The following is a 16,840-nucleotide window of genomic DNA, read 5'->3' as shown; positions in this document are numbered from 1 at the left end:
GAGAACAAAGATGATTGAATCGAGACGCAAGAAAAAAACGAGTATGAAGTGGGCTATCGCCATTCCAGTCGTCCTTGTTTTGATTTCATCCATTCTGGTTTTTAATGGACGGGTGCTGTCAAACCTCTGGGGTGTAAGCCAGGATGTCGAGTTCAATGGCCAGGTGTGGAATATGGTTTCCGAGCCATTCAATAAAAATTGGATGACGAATAGTGATACCATCACATTTACAGTCAATCTTACCGATGATTTTGAAAACGCATCATTGACTCCTCCGGCGGAGAGGCCGTTTAACGTACTCGCCGCCTACGAGGGGAACCCGGTCGAAGGCATTACATACCAGGAAGTCGGCGGCGATCAATTTGCCGGCAAGTATACGGTGAACGTCCCCTTCAGTGAAGACGGCCGTTTAGACCTCCAGGTGGCAATGCTCGAAAACGAGGCATGGGCTACAAAAGCAAGTACCCATGCATTCAGCATTACAAGAGACGCTGCAGCTCCGGAAGTCACGCTGTCGGGCATTTCTGACGGAGAGCTTTCAACCTCTGGCGTTACCGTCGATGTCGAGGTAATTGAAAAGCACTTTGACAGCAATACAGTGACAGTTGCAGCGACAAGGAATGGCAAAAACTATACCGATTTGCCAGCCTGGAAAAATACTGATGAAAGCTCGAAGAATTCTTATTCATTCACACAGGAAGGCGAGTACACCCTGACTGTGAATGCTGTTGATGCAGTGGGCAATGCAAGCGCGGAGAAAAGGGTTTCTTTTTCAATCCGGACAAAAGGACCTGAGCTATCTGTTGCGAATAATGGAAATCAGCTTTCAGGAGAAGAAGTAACAAATGCCAAACAGCTGGACTTCAAAGTGAACAGCGGAATTACGCTTGGCGCAGCCACAATGACCATTTATAAGGATGGGAAAGAAGTAGCTGTACAAGACATGGCAGTCTCTCAGTGGGAAGCAAACCTAAGTTACCCGGTCTCCAGCGATGGAGAATACGAATTCCGCATCTGGGTCAAGGAAAGCCACAAAAATGGCAAGGAATACAACTTGACTCCATTCAAGATTGTTGTCGACCAGACCGCGCCAGCACTTGCGATTGATGGAGTAAATAACGATGAAACATATGAATCGGATCAGGAAGTAAAAATAAAGGTGGAAGATCCAAATTACAGATCAGCAGAATTCAATGTAACGAAGACAGACATCACTGGAAAGGAAACATCAATTCCAGTAACAGTAGAGGATGGCCATGCAAAATATACAACCGCGGGTGAGGGCGAATATAAAGTAACATTGGCAGCTGAGGACAATGCCGGAAATAAAGCACAGTCCAAGACCATCACTTTTAAAATTGATAAAGAAAAACCAGTCCTTTCACTCTCAGAGGATGTAAATGGAAAGTACTTTAATGAAGACAAGGAACTGACTGTTGCTGTTCACGATATTACTCTGGACCTTGCCAAGACAATCCTTAATGTGAAAAAGGGAACGGAGCCATACAATATCGGCACGCTTTTGCTTAACCTGTTTAAGGCTGAATTAAAGCACAATTTTACTGAAGAGGGAACATATGAAATCAACTTGAGTTCAACGGATGGCAAAGACCGTTCAAGTACAATTGAACCCGTCAAATTTACGATTGATAAAACTGCTCCTGTGATTACAGGAGAGGTAGTCGAGAAAGAAGAGGACTCCAGGAAAATAAAAGAAGTTATAGTCAATATAACGGATGCGAATATTGATTGGAAGAATACTAGTTTAACAGTAACGAAAAACGGAACAAAACATACAGAAATGACAGGTGAGGAAGTATCAAAAACCCATCAATTCAAGGAAGATGGCATCTACAGCATCGAACTCGCTTCTGAAGATAAAGCGGGCAATAAAACGGTGCACGGCCCGATTACTTTTACGATCGATAATACCCTGCCTGATTTGAAAATTGATGGAGTGACAGACGGAGAGTATTATCAAAAGCTGGAAAATCTCGAACTATCGATAGAAGATCTCACGTTTCTGCTAAATAAGACAACGATTGAAGTACTGAAGAACGGCCAGTCTTATGACCTTGGTAAAGGTAAATGGGAGGAGATACGATCCAATAGCGGACTATTGAAGGCGTTCCGAAAGCTGAACTTCTATGAAGATGGAAATTATGAAATCATCCTGAAAACGACAGACCTGTTTGGAAACGAAAGCAAGCTTGGTCCTGTGAAATTCACGATTGATAAAACACCACCAGAACTGAAAATCAAAAATATAGCCAATGGGGCTGAGGTGCAGGGGGCTCTCGATGTGACGGCCATCCAAACCGATGAAAACATTGCCTGGGCTAAAACATACCTTAACGTTACAAGAAACGGACTTGAATACCTTCATGAGAGTGGTCAGAAAGTGTCTGAGCCGAACGACTTCAAGGAAGATGGTATTTATGAAATCCAGATGGAAGCCACTGATAAAGCAGGAAACAGAACGGTTTTGGAGCCAATCAAATTTACAGTCGACAATACAGAACCGGAATTGAAGATTTCAGGAGTAGAGGATGGGAAGCATTATCAGAAGCTTGAGAACCTGGAGCTATCAATAGAAGATTTAACATTCCTATTGAACAAGACAGAGGTTGAAGTGCTCAAGGATGGCGAACCGTTCAATGTAGGTGAAGGCAAATGGGATGAATCCCCTTTAAAAGGTGGATATAAAAAGGCGATCCGTAAGTTGAGCTTTACTGAAGATGGAGATTATGAAATCAGTTTAGTCAATTCAGACCGGGTCGGAAATAGAAACAAAATTGGTCCTGTCAAATTTACAATCGATAGCACCGAGCCTGTTATCGACATTAGCGGAATTGCTGAAGGTGCTTTTGTCCAGAAGGGTAAAACGGTGACCATTAAAGTCAAAGAGCACAATTTTGAACAGAATGACGTGAAAATTTCTGTTTCAAGAAAGGAAGAAGTCGAAGGTCCGGAAAAGCAGTATAACATTGGTGAATGGAAAAATACTGCTGAGGAATCCCAATTGAGCTATACCTTCGATGAGGACGGCGACTATGAGGTTGTAGTTGAGGCTAAAGACAAAGCGGAGAACGATGGAGCAACAAAGAAGCTTTCATTTACCGTCGACAATAAGAAACCAGTGATTAAAATTTCCGGTCCAAAGGAAGATGCCTATTACAATAAAGGCACGGACGTGAAAATTGCGGTGGAAGAACGCAATTTTAAGAACAATAAGGTAGATATTTCGGTGACACGAATGGTTGAAGTAGACGGCGAAAAAATCGGCTTCAACATTGGTGATTGGAAAAACGTCGATCAGAATTCAAGTTTAAGCCATGAATTCACCCAGGACGGCGAATACGAAATTATCGTGAACGCCAGGGACGCAGCGGGAAATCAAGGAGATACCGAAACCATCCATTTCACCGTGGATAAAATTGATCCTAAGCTTAGCATCACCGGTGTCGAGGATAACAACAATTACCGTACAGACAAACCGGTACAGGTGAAGATTGCCGACAGGAACATTGATCTTTCAAGAACAGAATTGAAGGTCAGGAAGAACGGCAAGGCATACAGCATAGGCGAGCCAACCTTGACAGGGAAGACAAACGGCGCAAAAAACTTCACATTCTCTGAAGAGGGCAGCTATACAATTGACCTGAATTCCACCGACAAGGCTGGAAACAAGGAAGTACATGACGAAGTTGCATTCATCATTGATAAAACAAATCCGGTCGTCAAAATCGATGGAGTACAAAATAACTCATTTAACCCTATAGGTAAAAATGTAACGATCTCCATTGATGAGTTGAATTTTGAAACAAATAATGTTGATGTTTCCGCTACTAAAGATGGTGCGGACTTCAATATTGGCAAGTGGAAAAACAGCGGCAAGCTATCAAAGCTTGGCTACAATTTTACAAAGGACGGCCTGTACTCAATCCAGGCAACAGCCACGGATAAAGCAGGAAATGGCCCGATTGCGAAGAAGATGACGTTCACTGTCGACACAGTGAAGCCGTCGATTGAAATTAAGGGTGTTGAAAATAACGCTTATTACAATGTTGATAAACCAGTTAGCATCGCAATCAGGGACGTGAACCTTGATATCAACAAGGTTACTGTAACTAGGAATGGCGCCGGCTACGGTATTGGCGGCTTCTCTGTTAAAAACGGCGTCGCTTCATTAAGCCATAATTTTAGCAAGGAAGGCGACTATTCGATCCTCGTTGAAGCAACCGATAAGGCAGGCAACAGCTTCAGTTCTACGATGAAATTCACAATCGACAAAACGAAACCGGTGATCACACCTAAGTTCAAGGGCGAGAGTACTGTCATTAAAAATGGCGAGTATATTAACAGAGTGTTCACGCCAGAGTTCGCGCTTGATGAAGCAGAGGACATGATAGTCACTGCAACCTTGAACAATGGCCCGAACCTTGGCCGAAACATCCCTGTAGCAGCCAGGGAAATGAAATACAGCTATAAGGTGCTGGCACGCGACAAGGCGGGCAATGAATCGACGCTGGAAATCAGCTTCACGCTGGATACAACGAAACCGAAGCTTGATATCTCCGGCGTGCTCGACGGATTCTTCAACAAGGATATCACGCCAAAAGTGACGTATTCAGACATCCACCTTGACCGAAGCAAAACCTCGGTAACTTTAAACGGCAAGGCATTCGAAAATGGCACGAAGCTTGAATACGAGCGGGATTATATCTTAAAAGCAGTGGTGACCGACCTTGCTGACAATGTAACGACAAGGACGATCGTGTTTACAATCGATAAAACGTCCCCTGTCATCAAGTTTAAGGAGCCGATCTCAAATAATTACTTCAAGACAGACCTGCTGCCACAGCTGCTCATCGAAGACATGAGTGCCTATGACATCATCGCAATGATGCTTGACGGAAAACCGTATGAAGCTGGTGATCCGATCAAGGAAGAAGGAAAGCACGTCATGTTCTTCGAGGTAAAAGATAAAGCAGGCAACATCCAGCAGCTCAGCGTCGAGTTCATTATCGACAAAACTGCACCGAAAGTAGTAGTCGAAGGGGTAAAAGAAAAAGAGAAATACTACGACCCAGTTGAGGTTTCCATCCGACTCGACAATCCAAACGACACCCTAAAATCCGTTATGATCAACGGAGAGCTTTTCAAAGGAGAAGTCGTGGAGGAGAATGGATACAATGTCATCAAAATTAAGCTAGCAGAGATCAAACCATACGAAATACAAGTAATTGCTGATGACCTTGCAGGTAATGAGAAAACAGAAATCATCTCATTTGAAATCGTCAAAAAGGGAGCGCTAGTAAAGTTCGTCGAAAACAAGCCTTTACTAGGTGGTACGCTTGCAGGCGCAATCGGCCTGATTGCCGCTGCAGCAACTGTATTAGTGCGCAGGCGCAAGGTGAGAGTAGAAGAATAATATAAGTTGTAGGAAATTGAGATCCGGGATAGAGCTTTGTGCTCCCGGGTCTTTTTACTGGAAAAAATCCTTTGTTTTTACCAGTTCGCGGAATTCCAGTAGAATTTCGCGGAATTAATATCATTTTTCGCGGAATTATGAAAGAGATTCGCGGAAATAGTACTGAAAATCGAGGAATAAACCTATTTCAATGCTCAAACTGTAGATCGGAAAGCGATTGGCGTATCCAAACCAGTGATATAAGAGTGTGAAAGGGAACAAAAAGAGCCTAATTTCCTCAATATTACGTTTCATCACTCGAAATTTACACCCAGATTAAGTAATCCAAAATTATGTGACAAATTCAAACAAATTGTTTCAAATTTTTCATCATTCGGTTACTTATTTCCTATCATTGTGATAAAATAAACAATTAGGGTAGAATATGGTTCGCAGATTGCGGCAGCGTCTGTGTAATCTCGGACATCGTGATCTATTTTACATAGATGAGGCTTTTCGTCAGCTGAGATAACGAGGCTTAATCAGCCGCAGCCAGCCATTTGTCAAGGAGGAAAAAGCAAAATGTTTGCAAGGGATATCGGGATTGACCTTGGTACAGCCAATGTGTTGATCCATGTAAAAGGTCGAGGAATAGTCTTGAATGAACCGTCTGTTGTGGCGATTGATAAGAACACGAACAAGGTTTTGGCTGTTGGGGAAGAGGCGCGCAAAATGGTTGGGCGTACACCTGGCAATATCGTAGCGATTCGCCCGTTGAAGGATGGAGTAATCGCAGATTTCGATGTAACCGAGTCAATGCTTAAGCATTTCATCAATAAATTGAATGTAAAAGGTTTCTTGTCGAAGCCACGCATCCTGATTTGCTGCCCAACGAACATCACGAGTGTTGAGCAAAAGGCGATCAAGGAAGCTGCTGAAAAGAGTGGCGGCAAAAAGATTTATCTTGAAGAAGAGCCAAAGGTTGCGGCAATCGGAGCTGGCATGGACATCTTCCAGCCGAGCGGAAACATGGTTGTTGATATCGGTGGCGGCACAACTGATGTAGCCGTACTATCAATGGGCGACATCGTTACATCTCAATCAATCAAAATGGCGGGCGACAAGTTCGACGCTGAAATTTTAAATTACATTAAACGTGAGTACAAGTTGTTAATCGGTGAGAGAACAGCTGAAAATATCAAGATTCAAATCGGGACTGTCTTCCCGGGCAGCCGTAATGAGGAAATGGATATCCGCGGCCGTGACATGGTATCTGGACTTCCACGTACGATTACTGTTCGTTCTGAAGAGATTGAAAAGGCTCTAAGGGAATCAGTTGCTGTCATCGTCCAAGCGGCAAAAACAGTACTGGAAAGAACCCCTCCTGAATTATCCGCTGACATCATTGACCGCGGTGTCATTCTGACTGGCGGCGGAGCATTGCTTCACGGCATCGATCAGTTGATGCAGGAAGAGTTGAAGGTGCCTGTATTGATTGCGGATAACCCAATGGATTGTGTTGCAATCGGCACAGGTATTATGCTTGATAATATCGATCGTATCGCAGGTCGTCGCGGAATCATCTAAAAATAAAAATCTGGAATTTCTTCGGTAAAAATGCTGAGGGATTCCAGTTTTTTTTGTATTTCATCGTTTTTCTCTGGAATAAAACCCAAAATCCTACATTTTCCTGCAAATTTTTAATGTTTCTTGCCGATATATTTCTTATAATAGAAAGTAGTGAAAAAATTTCCTGTTGTTCAGGGATTTTTCCAATAAAGGGTGTGGAAATATGTTTAAAGGATTTTATACAGTAGCTTCAGGTATGCTTGCGCAGCAGCGCAGGACGGAAATGCTGACGAATAATATGTCCAATGCCAATACGCCTGGATATAAGGCGGACCAAGCGGGAATGAGGGCGTTCCCGGAAATGCTGCTTCAGCGTTTTGACAAGCAGCAAATTCCGACAGAGAACGGCCTGAATTTGCCGTTCAACAAGGAAATTGGCACAATCAATACAGGTGTTTACATGCAAGAAGCGATCCCGAAATTCATCCAGGGTGATTTACGAGAAACTGGACGGAAGACGGATGTGGCATTGCTCGATATAAATATGCCAGAAAATGGCTCAGTATTCTTTACTGTGCGCAACACGGATGGCACAGTTCGATATACAAGGAACGGAAATTTCACGATTGATGCGCAGGGATATTTGACGACTGGCAGCGGCCATTATGTGCTGGATTCAGCAGGCCAGCAAATCCAGCTCTCGAGTGACCGTTTTACAGTCAACGAAGGCGGTGTCCTGACAGGTGAAAATGGCGAGAGTGCAAATCTTGGTGTTGCCTATGCGAACAATCCGCTGCGAATGATAAAAGAAGGCGACGGACTGTTCCGTACAGAAGATGGCGGCGAACTGCCTAATGCCTTTGGCACAGCTGGTGTTCAGTTCAGGACTCAGCAAGGATTCCTGGAGCAATCCAACGTCGATATCAGCAGGACGATGACCGACATGATGTCAGCTTATCGAGCTTTCGAAGCGAACCAAAAGATTCTCCAGGCTTACGATAAAAGCATGGAGAAAGCTGCGAACGAAATCGGAAGGCTATAGTATTCTGGATCAAATTTTAAAAGGAATCGCACTCCTTTCCTGGAGGCGTATTGAGGTATAAAATATGAACAGAACCATGATCACTTCAACCAATACATTATCCCAGCTGCAAAAGCAGATGGACATGATCAGCCACAATCTTGCAAACATCGATACGGCTGGATACAAACGCCGCGAAGCGTCATTTACTGACTTGCTTGTGCAGGAATATCGCAACCAGCCGAATAACGCCCTAGAGCCGCAGAACCGGATGACGCCTTTTAACATTCGCCAGGGAACTGGTGCAAGGCTAGGCCAAGTTCAGCTTACCTTGTCCCAAGGCAGCCTAAAATCAACCGGCCGGACCCTTGATACTGCTTTCACGACAGAAGGTCAATTTTACCGGGTGATGGTACAGAATGAAGATGGAAGCTCAGCGATGCGTCTGACACGTAACGGTGCATTGTACCTGTCACCGCTTACTGATAATGAATCAATGCTAGTCAACAGCGACGGGCATGCTATCCTTGATGAGAACAACCAGCCGATCACAATAACAGGTAATGTGAAAAACTTTAATATCAATGAATCGGGCCTTTTAACAGCTGAAATGTATAATGGGACAAGCCAAGAAGTGAATCTTGGTGTAATATTGATTAATAAGCCGCAATTTTTGGAGCAAAAAGGCGGCAACCTGCTTGGATTGCCAGACAACCTGGCTGAACTTGGCGTAACCGAGGAAGAGGTAATGACTAATCTAACCGGCCCTATGAGGAATCAAGTCACGATCCAGCAAGGGGTCCTTGAGCAATCAAATGTAGATATGAGTAAAGAAATGACGGATTTAATCAATGTACAGCGGAGCTATCAGTTCCACTCCAAATCGATTACGCTGGCCGATCAAATGCTGGGGCTAGTGAACGGAATCCGTTAAGAGGGGAAGAACAATCAAAATGGCTTTGAACAAGAATAATCAAGAAGCAGTAACGCGTGAAGAAGTGAAAAAGGAAAAGAAAACACGCGAAAAAAAGAAAAGAATCCGGGTTCGCCTTATTCCAATCTGGCTTCGGATTATTATTGTAATCCTTCTGTTAGCCGCAAGCATCATGCTCGGCGCAATGTTCGGCTATGCTGTAATGGGCAGCGGCAAAGCTAAGGATGTTTTTGAGAAGTCAACTTGGATTCATATATTGGATTTGGTGGAAAAAGAATAAATTTTACAAGGAGGGGAGAATTCCCTTCCTTTTTGTTTGGCTTTTTTAGTACAATGGTTAGTAAGTATTAGTAGGAGGTACTAAACAATGATGGACATCACACAAATTAAAGAAATTATTCCGCACCGCTATCCATTTTTACTCGTGGATAAAATTGTGGAAATCGAAGATGGTAAAAGAGCTGTCGGTATCAAGAATGTGACAGCGAACGAAGAATTCTTCAACGGCCATTTCCCTGATTATCCGGTCATGCCTGGTGTGCTGATTGTGGAAGCATTGGCACAGGTAGGAGCAGTAGCTGTTTTAAAACTTGAAGAAAATCGTGGCAAAATCGGCTTCTTTGCCGGTATCGATAACTGCAGGTTTAAAAGACAAGTAAAGCCAGGCGACCAGCTGAGGCTTGAAGTTGAAATGATTAAGCTGCGCGGTCCGATTGGTAAAGGTAAGGCAGTTGCGACAGTAGATGGCGAGCTGGCTTGTGAAGCAGAGATTACATTTGCGATTAAGTAAAATTTGTAGAGGTCCCGACGCCATGTCGGGTTCCTTTTTTACATTATTAGGAAAAACGGGAGATTCCGAGCGGTTTTCGAGAGATTTTGAATGATAAGTGAGAGATTAACGCTGCATTATGAGAGATTATCAACCAAATTCGAGAAATTAACGGCTGTAAGTAAGAGAATAATTTTTTTCAGTTAGGCTGATGGCTCCGATTATCGTGAAAAAGAGATCAATATGGCATTATAATTTGGACATTTAACATTTTTCCCACGAAAAAATCTTTCCCACACCAAAATCGGGTAATTTTTACAAAAAATAATGCAAGTTTTTTTCATTGATGGGCAATATAACAGCAGACCCGTGCAACAGGTCTCAAAAATACCTATTAATGAAAGGGGCTTTTACTCATGAAGAAAAAGCTATTAATGTTAATCGGTGGCTCATTGCTATCGGCTATGTTCCTTGCAGGCTGCGCGAATGATCAGGATCCTCCTCCGGATGACGATGTGGATATCGAGAATCCAGCGGACGACAATGGCAATGTTGATGATGATGGCATGATCGATGACAACAACGGCGAAAACAACGACATCAACACTGAAAACGATGGCGACATGATGGAGGATAACAACGAGCCAGGCGAAGACGCTGTTGAAGACAATCTTGATATGAACGATAAGGACAATAACGATCAATAATGAAAAAAGGGCAGGGATGGATTCCTGCCCATTTATTTTGCCCATCGAAAAATTTCTCCAATGGATTCCTCCTATGAGAATTTCAAGCTGATCGGGTCCATTTAATTGCGGATGGAAAGCCCAACTAAGCGCATTTTGCCCATAAAAAAACTCCAGCCAGTCAGCAGGAGTTTCATTACACTTTTTTCGGCTGCAAAATCTGCGGCCTTGATATGATTTTTTCCTTGAATTCGGTAAGAAGTTCTTCGCCTTTGTAACCTTTATCGAGCAGGTACTCCAGAAGTTTTTCGGGATAGTCACTCTTTGGTTTGGTGAGTTTTCCTGTTAAAAGAATGCTGGCATGTGTCTTCAGCTTCTTCACGCAGCAAACTTTTGTCACGAATGCTGCCGGGTCATTCTCGCGTTTGGTGATGACGACTTGGACGATGATTTCTTTGTCGTTGTCGCACGCATCCTGGAAATAGGGAATGTATTTATGATCAGTAAAAACTTCGACGAGCCACGTGCCTTTTTCATCCTCTTTATTGATAATCAGGCCGTCTTCCATATCGATATCCACTAAAGCATCATCATCAGCAAGCTGCATTGAAATCAACTTAAACGTCTTCATGTCAACCACCTCCCGTAATACTTGTCCAAATTATAACACAGGATGAATATAAAACGAAAAAAAGCAAGTTTGTCGAAAGAAATATTTTTGAATTGGCAAAAATCATTTTTGAATGTATACGAAGTGCTAAAAACTGATTTATGGAATGCATTTTGCATGGATAGGGTTATTTTTGCAGGAAAAAAAACGATTTTCGACATTTTACTACAGCGCTAAAAAGGAATATCATCGGGGTATCAAGCAGAAAGGAGATGAAAAGGTGATCAATCAAGTTACGCTAGTAGGCAGGCTGACAAAGGATCCGGAGCTCAGGTATACTCCTGACGGCAAGGCGGTATCGAATATAACGCTTGCGGTGAACCGGCATTACAAAAATGCTGAGGGTGAAATCGAAGCTGATTTTGTCCATTGCATCCTCTGGGGCAAAACTGCCGAGAATACGTCCAACTATTGTAAGAAAGGCTCTGTCCTCGGAGTCACCGGACGCATCCAGACACGAAACTATGATAACCATGAAGGTAAGCGTGTCTATGTGACTGAAGTCGTGGCCGAGGGAGTCAGATTTTTAAGTGCAAAACCAGTCGGCACAAGGGAAAATCAGCAGACATCGCAATCGCCTCGGCAACCGGAAACTGTACCCAAAGCGCCGCCGCAAAGAGAGGAGCTTCCATTTGCATAATGAAACCGAGTCAATCGAAAAGCTGTTAGTCAGCCTGATTAAAATGGTTGGAAAAAACAATGAGAAGGTCGACGAACTCACCAAGCGTGTCCGCCAGCTCGAAATCGCCTCCAAAGATCTGCAGATCAACCGCGTCTACTCCTTCATAGCCGAGCCACCAAGACCAAATTCCAGCAGAAAAGAATATGCGAGAAAATAACAATCCAGTATTCAAGCAAGAAGCAAACCAACACAAAGAATTTCCTCGGTATCAAATCACCCGGATCTTCAAGAGAGAAATTCAATAAACGCATCTCCAATATACCCTCAATTTTGTTGCCGGCTGTGATAGCCGGTTTTTTTATGCAACCTTCGTTTTGTTGGTTGATAGAACATGAGAACCGTCCATATGGTCTATGATAAATTACAAAAAATTCTTTTTTTATAGGTAAAAATACTCATTTATATTAATGATAGATTCATTAAAATATAGAAGTATAAAATTTGAATAATGGGGGATTGCTTACATTGTCCTTTGTAAAGAAATTGTTGTTGTTGGCGGCTACATTCCTGATTGCCACAAGTCCTTTGGTCGATTTTGCAGTTGCTGAAGACCTTAATTTAGAAGTAATAGAGAGAGAATCAAAAATAAACCGCTTGTTATCGCAGAAACAACAAAATGTTAATGAACCTACATACCAACCGCATTTCTATTCTGACCCTGTAGCAGACACAGTGAATTATCAAGATGTAATAGACGCTTACCATATCCATGAATATCGCTTTGGAACAAATGGAGGGAAATTTACTGTTAATTTCGCGGAAAATGATGATATTGAGTACCTCATATATGATGTGAATTTGCAGGAAATAATTGAGGAAGAATCGGATAATACATTTGATTTGATTCCAGGATACTATGCTTTTATCCTTATGGGATTCAGCGATGTTCCGGTTGAATATGAATACAATTTAAACGGTCCCTTTTCGCTAGTTCCTGATAATACGCTTCCGGAATTACAAATAACAAATTGGAAGAGTAATGAATTTCGGTTGCCTAAAGGGTCTTCACCCGTTTATCCGGTAGAAGGATATTTCAAAGGTTACACATTGGAACTATCGGTGAATAGTGAAAGATTCTCTATTTCCAATGGCGGCAAATTCCTTTGGGAAAATGTAGTGTTCGGAAAAGGATTCAACGAAGTCACTTTTGAGGCGTACAATACTAACGGGAACTCTGTTACGGAATTCTACTATATTACTCTCCCAGGAGTTTCTAGAATATACGGGCAGGACCGTTATCGGGTTTCCAGCGGAGTATATAGCACTTTGGAATATTGGGAGTATGGAAGTAACACGGTCATAATTTCCAGAGGCGATATGTATCCAGATGCCTTATCGGGAGGCCCACTCGCTACACTTGAGACGGCTCCTATATTGTTGACACCAACAAATAAACTGTCTGACAGAGTGGTCATGAACCTTGAACACTACCAGCCTGAAAAAGCTATAATTTTGGGAGGCACAGTTTCGGTATCTCCTGAGGTTGAAAGCCAACTCAAAAAATTAGGCATTAATGATATTGAGCGAATTGGAGGAAAGGACCGCTATGCAGTATCAGCAAGTATTGCTGAAAGGGTCTCTGAATACACAGGATCAGATACTGCTATCATCGCTAGTGGTGAGGCTTTTCCAGATGCTCTCTCGGCTTCTTCAATTGCAGGTCAAATGGGCATGCCGATTCTGCTGGTACAGCCCGGAAAAGTGCCAGACTCCATTCAAACATTTATAAAAAGCCATCCGGAAATCATGAATTTCATAATTGTTGGAGGACCGGTTGCAGTTAAAGAAAATGTTGCAACTCAATTAAAGCAGTTACGAAGTGGAGCGGTAATCAATCGGATAAATGGAAAGGATCGCTATGAGGTTTCCATAAACGTCGCTAAATTCGGAATGAAAAACTATGGAATGGATTTAAGTACAATTACATTTGTAAGGGGAGACTTATTCCCTGATGCTTTATCAGGAGCACCGCTTGCCAATTATTTCGGGTCCCCTATCATATTGACAACGACAGATAAACTAGAAAGCAAAGTATATAATTTCCTCTCAAGCAATAAAGGAAAAACTGAACACATGTATATCATAGGAGACGTTCTTTCTGTTTCCCCTTATGTTGAACATCAGCTTAATACATTTATTCGATAAATTTGGGGGCTGATGTTCCAGAGCGGTTATTATATCAAAAAAGCAGAGCATTTGCTCTGCTTTTAATTTTTTTTACGACAAAAACACCAACTCATGCAATTCATCTGTCGAGAGCTCGGTAATCCAGCTGTCGCTCTGGATGATCTGGTCGTTCAGGGACTGCTTCTTCTCGAGCATCGCGTCGATTTTTTCCTCTAGTGTTCCGGTACTGATCAGCTTGTGTACATGCACGAAGCGGCTTTGGCCGATACGGTATGCGCGATCAGTTGCCTGGTTCTCAACGGCAGGATTCCACCAGCGGTCGTAGTGGACAACGTGGTTTGCAGCGGTCAGATTCAAACCGGTTCCGCCAGCCTTAAGCGAAAGCAGGAACACAGGAAACTCGCGGTTCTGGAATTTCGTGATCAATTCATCACGCTTTGTCTTCGGCAGGCTGCCGTTCAGGAACGGAACATCGATGCCGAATTTCTTTTTCAGAGCGGACTGGATCATTTCGCCCATGCCGATGTACTGGGTGAAAATGATGCAGCTTTCTTCCTGTTCGAGAACAGCGCTGACGAGCTCGATCATTTTCTCCATTTTCGCAGAGCGGTCAATCAACTTCTTCGGATCTTCCTCTTTCAAATACAATGCAGGGTGGTTGCACAGCTGCTTCAGCCTGCTCAGCAGCTGTAAAATCAAGCCTTTCCGTTCGAAGCTTGATAAAGTTTCGATTTGCGCGAAGGTGTCCTTGACGAGCTGCTCGTATAATGAAGCCTGCTCGGCTGACAGTGGGCAGTATTCCTTCTGCTCAACCTTATCAGGCAGGTTCAGAGCCACATCTTCATCCTTCTTCGTCCGTCTCAGCAGGAATGGTTTGATCAGCGACTGAAGCTGGGTGATTTTCTCCTTCTTGTCTTCTTTTTCAATTGGCAGGATGAACTGCTTCTGGAATTGTCCGGCGCTGCCAAGATAACCGCGATTCGTAAAGTCAAAAATCGACCACAGCTCAGACAGGCGGTTCTCCATCGGCGTTCCGGTCAGGGCAATATGGTGCCTGCCCTTCAGCTTCCGTACTGCACGAGACTGCTTCGTATCGGCATTCTTGATATTCTGCGCCTCGTCAATTGCGATGCTGCTCCATTCAATACTTCCGAGTTCATCGAAGTCCAGGTGCGTCAGGCCATAAGAAGTCAGCACAATATCAGAGCTCGTGGCTTCTTCGGTAAAACTGCTGCCCTTCAGACGGTTCGGCCCGTAATGGAGATGGACGCGCAAGTCCGGAGCGAAACGCTCGATTTCTTTTTGCCAGTTTCCAAGAACGGAAGTAGGGCAGATGATCAACGACGGGTGGTCATCGTTTTCCTGCTCTTTTACCGCAAGGATATAAGATATAAGCTGAATCGTTTTCCCTAACCCCATGTCATCCGCTAGCAGTGCACCAAAACCATATTTCCGCAAAAACAGCAGCCAGTTCATGCCAAGCTTCTGATATGGGCGCAGCTCACCATGCAAACCTTCAGGTACCGGCAAATCCGGTATTTCCTTCGTTTCAGACAGCTGCTTCATCATCTGCTTCCAGTGGCGGTTCAGCTCGATCTGGATTTTCGCGAAAGCCCGCGGATCGTCCAGTCCTTCTCCGTCTTCTTCTTCATCAGACAGTTCCTGCTGCAGCAGATCGCGGATGTGCAAGCCTTCCTTATCAGCCTTCTTCATCATTTCCTGGATCTGGCGGATGAAGCCATGATCAAGCTTGATCCAGCGGCCCTTCAGATAGACAAGCCTGCGCTTTTCATTCACGAGACGTTGAAAATCATCCTCGCTCAGGTCAACACCGTTCATGGAAAAACGCCAGTCGTAATCAAGCATCGCATTCAAGCCGACAAACGATCGGCGATAGCCAGTCTGCCCCTTCAGGCGTGCTTTCACCTTGAGGTTCGCGTTCTTGATTGCTTCCCACCAGGAAGGGAGGAGGATCTCGATGCCGAGCGCGATCAGCGTTTCGCTCGCCTCGGTTAAAAACATCCACGCTTCATCCTCGGAGAGAGTGGACTTCAGGCGGCCGTCTTCCTCAATCCATGGGAAAATCGCAGCAAGTCGCTTTTCTTCATCCTCAATCTTATCGCTAAAAAAGTCCCAGCCAGCAGGATAGCTTTCATAGTCTCGGGCTTCAATCAGCATAGGTTCTTCTTTTCCACGCAAAAATAACCCAAGCTTCCAGTCACCGAGATCATCCAATGGTTCCTCGAGGCGCATCCCAATCGAAAACGGTGCCGGGTTTTCCTTCAGGCCAATCCATTCAAGCCAGCGGTCCTCATCAAAGTAAGCTGCCAGCTGTGAAGCCGAAAGCTGCTTATTCCGCAATACATCAAGCTTGTCGCCAAGAAGATACTTCATCGTCTCATTTTCATGGAAGTAGGACTCAAGTGAATGATGAAAAAGGTCAGCCACAAACTCCCTTACGGCTAACTTCTCATCATTTACCTTGAGCGCTTCCTCCCAAAAAGGCTCGTGGAACTCATCAAGCACACTCTCAGGAAGCTTCCAGCGGAAATCCTCACCATCAAGCTGGGTAAAATCAGGATGCCACTCCTTCGCGAGAACCGCATCATAAATCGCGTGGGCCGTAGACAGGCAGATATCGCCAAGGTCATCCCATTCCCACTCAACAAGCCGGTTGAAGCTCTCCTCGCCAAAAAGCGTCACAAGCTGCCATGCACTCAATGTCACACCCTCGGCAGGACCCCATTTGTCCGAATCCAGCATCGTCCCGTAATAACTCTCCTTATGGCGGAAAAAGAGCAGCTTCTTCCATTCAGAGGGCTTAAGGTCAAAACCATCAAAATCCTCCGCACTCAAAAAATACCGCCCACCCGCAACCGGCATCACATCTATATGAATCTGCTTGATCTCAAGCATCAAAAGCACCTCCTTTAATTGGGGAGTTTGTTTGAAGGAGCAGGGGGACGTAC

General features: G+C 44.0%; 12 protein-coding genes. 10 read left to right on the top strand and 2 right to left on the bottom strand.

Going from position 1 to position 16,840, the window contains the following annotated elements; all coding sequences use genetic code 11:
- Positions 1 to 10 precede the first annotated feature (10 nt).
- The 7 genes from AC0VX7_RS22620 to AC0VX7_RS22590 all read left to right on the top strand — a co-directional run bounded on the left by AC0VX7_RS22620 (position 11) and on the right by AC0VX7_RS22590 (position 10,413).
- Positions 11 to 5,434, top strand: coding sequence for an Ig-like domain-containing protein (locus tag AC0VX7_RS22620; RefSeq protein WP_475426034.1), 5,424 nt, complete (start codon positions 11 to 13; stop codon positions 5,432 to 5,434).
- Between the two features lie 561 nt (positions 5,435 to 5,995).
- Positions 5,996 to 7,000, top strand: a complete 1,005-nt coding sequence (mreB, locus tag AC0VX7_RS22615; RefSeq protein WP_041964566.1) for a rod shape-determining protein — start codon at positions 5,996 to 5,998, stop codon at positions 6,998 to 7,000.
- 205 nt (positions 7,001 to 7,205) lie between these two features.
- The gene (locus AC0VX7_RS22610; RefSeq protein ID WP_475426033.1) at positions 7,206 to 8,024 is read left to right on the top strand and encodes a flagellar hook-basal body protein; all 819 of its coding nucleotides are present in this window, start codon (positions 7,206 to 7,208) and stop codon (positions 8,022 to 8,024) included.
- 64 nt (positions 8,025 to 8,088) lie between these two features.
- Positions 8,089 to 8,937, top strand: coding sequence for a flagellar hook-basal body protein (locus AC0VX7_RS22605; protein ID WP_475426032.1), 849 nt, complete (start codon positions 8,089 to 8,091; stop codon positions 8,935 to 8,937).
- Positions 8,938 to 8,956: 19 nt separating this feature from the next.
- Complete coding sequence (locus AC0VX7_RS22600) at positions 8,957 to 9,217, top strand: DNA-directed RNA polymerase subunit beta (RefSeq protein ID WP_475426031.1); 261 nt, start codon at positions 8,957 to 8,959, stop codon at positions 9,215 to 9,217.
- An 87-nt stretch (positions 9,218 to 9,304) separates the two neighbouring features.
- Entirely contained in the window at positions 9,305 to 9,727 is a 423-nt protein-coding gene (gene fabZ / locus AC0VX7_RS22595) for a 3-hydroxyacyl-ACP dehydratase FabZ (protein WP_041964562.1), read from the top strand.
- Positions 9,728 to 10,122: 395 nt separating this feature from the next.
- Positions 10,123 to 10,413 (top strand): hypothetical protein, encoded by a 291-nt coding sequence (locus AC0VX7_RS22590; protein WP_475426030.1) that lies wholly within the window; start codon positions 10,123 to 10,125, stop codon positions 10,411 to 10,413.
- 175 nt (positions 10,414 to 10,588) lie between these two features.
- Here AC0VX7_RS22590 and AC0VX7_RS22585 read toward each other — a convergent pair whose 3' ends face one another.
- Positions 10,589 to 11,023, bottom strand: coding sequence for a YwpF-like family protein (locus tag AC0VX7_RS22585; protein ID WP_475426029.1), 435 nt, complete (start codon positions 11,021 to 11,023; stop codon positions 10,589 to 10,591).
- Positions 11,024 to 11,282: 259 nt separating this feature from the next.
- Between AC0VX7_RS22585 and ssb the strand changes: the two genes are divergently transcribed.
- From ssb to AC0VX7_RS22570, 3 genes are all read left to right on the top strand, one after another.
- A complete protein-coding gene (ssb, locus tag AC0VX7_RS22580) occupies positions 11,283 to 11,702 on the top strand; it encodes a single-stranded DNA-binding protein (RefSeq protein ID WP_475426028.1) in 420 nt (139 codons plus the stop codon).
- Positions 11,695 to 11,901, top strand: coding sequence for a hypothetical protein (locus AC0VX7_RS22575; RefSeq protein ID WP_475426027.1), 207 nt, complete (start codon positions 11,695 to 11,697; stop codon positions 11,899 to 11,901). Before ssb ends, AC0VX7_RS22575 begins: the two co-directional genes overlap by 8 nt.
- Before the next feature lie 368 nt (positions 11,902 to 12,269).
- On the top strand, positions 12,270 to 13,889 hold the full coding sequence (locus AC0VX7_RS22570; RefSeq protein ID WP_475426026.1) for a cell wall-binding repeat-containing protein: 1,620 nt from the start codon (positions 12,270 to 12,272) through the stop codon (positions 13,887 to 13,889).
- A gap of 72 nt (positions 13,890 to 13,961) precedes the next feature.
- Here AC0VX7_RS22570 and AC0VX7_RS22565 read toward each other — a convergent pair whose 3' ends face one another.
- Positions 13,962 to 16,787 carry a DEAD/DEAH box helicase gene (locus AC0VX7_RS22565; protein ID WP_475426025.1) on the bottom strand — a complete coding sequence of 942 codons (2,826 nt, stop codon included), beginning with the start codon at positions 16,785 to 16,787 and terminating at the stop codon, positions 13,962 to 13,964.
- Positions 16,788 to 16,840: the final 53 nt, after the last annotated feature.

The organism is Mesobacillus sp. QJM3NY_10, assembly GCF_056173465.1.
This window is presented reverse-complemented; position numbering and strand designations above follow the sequence as displayed.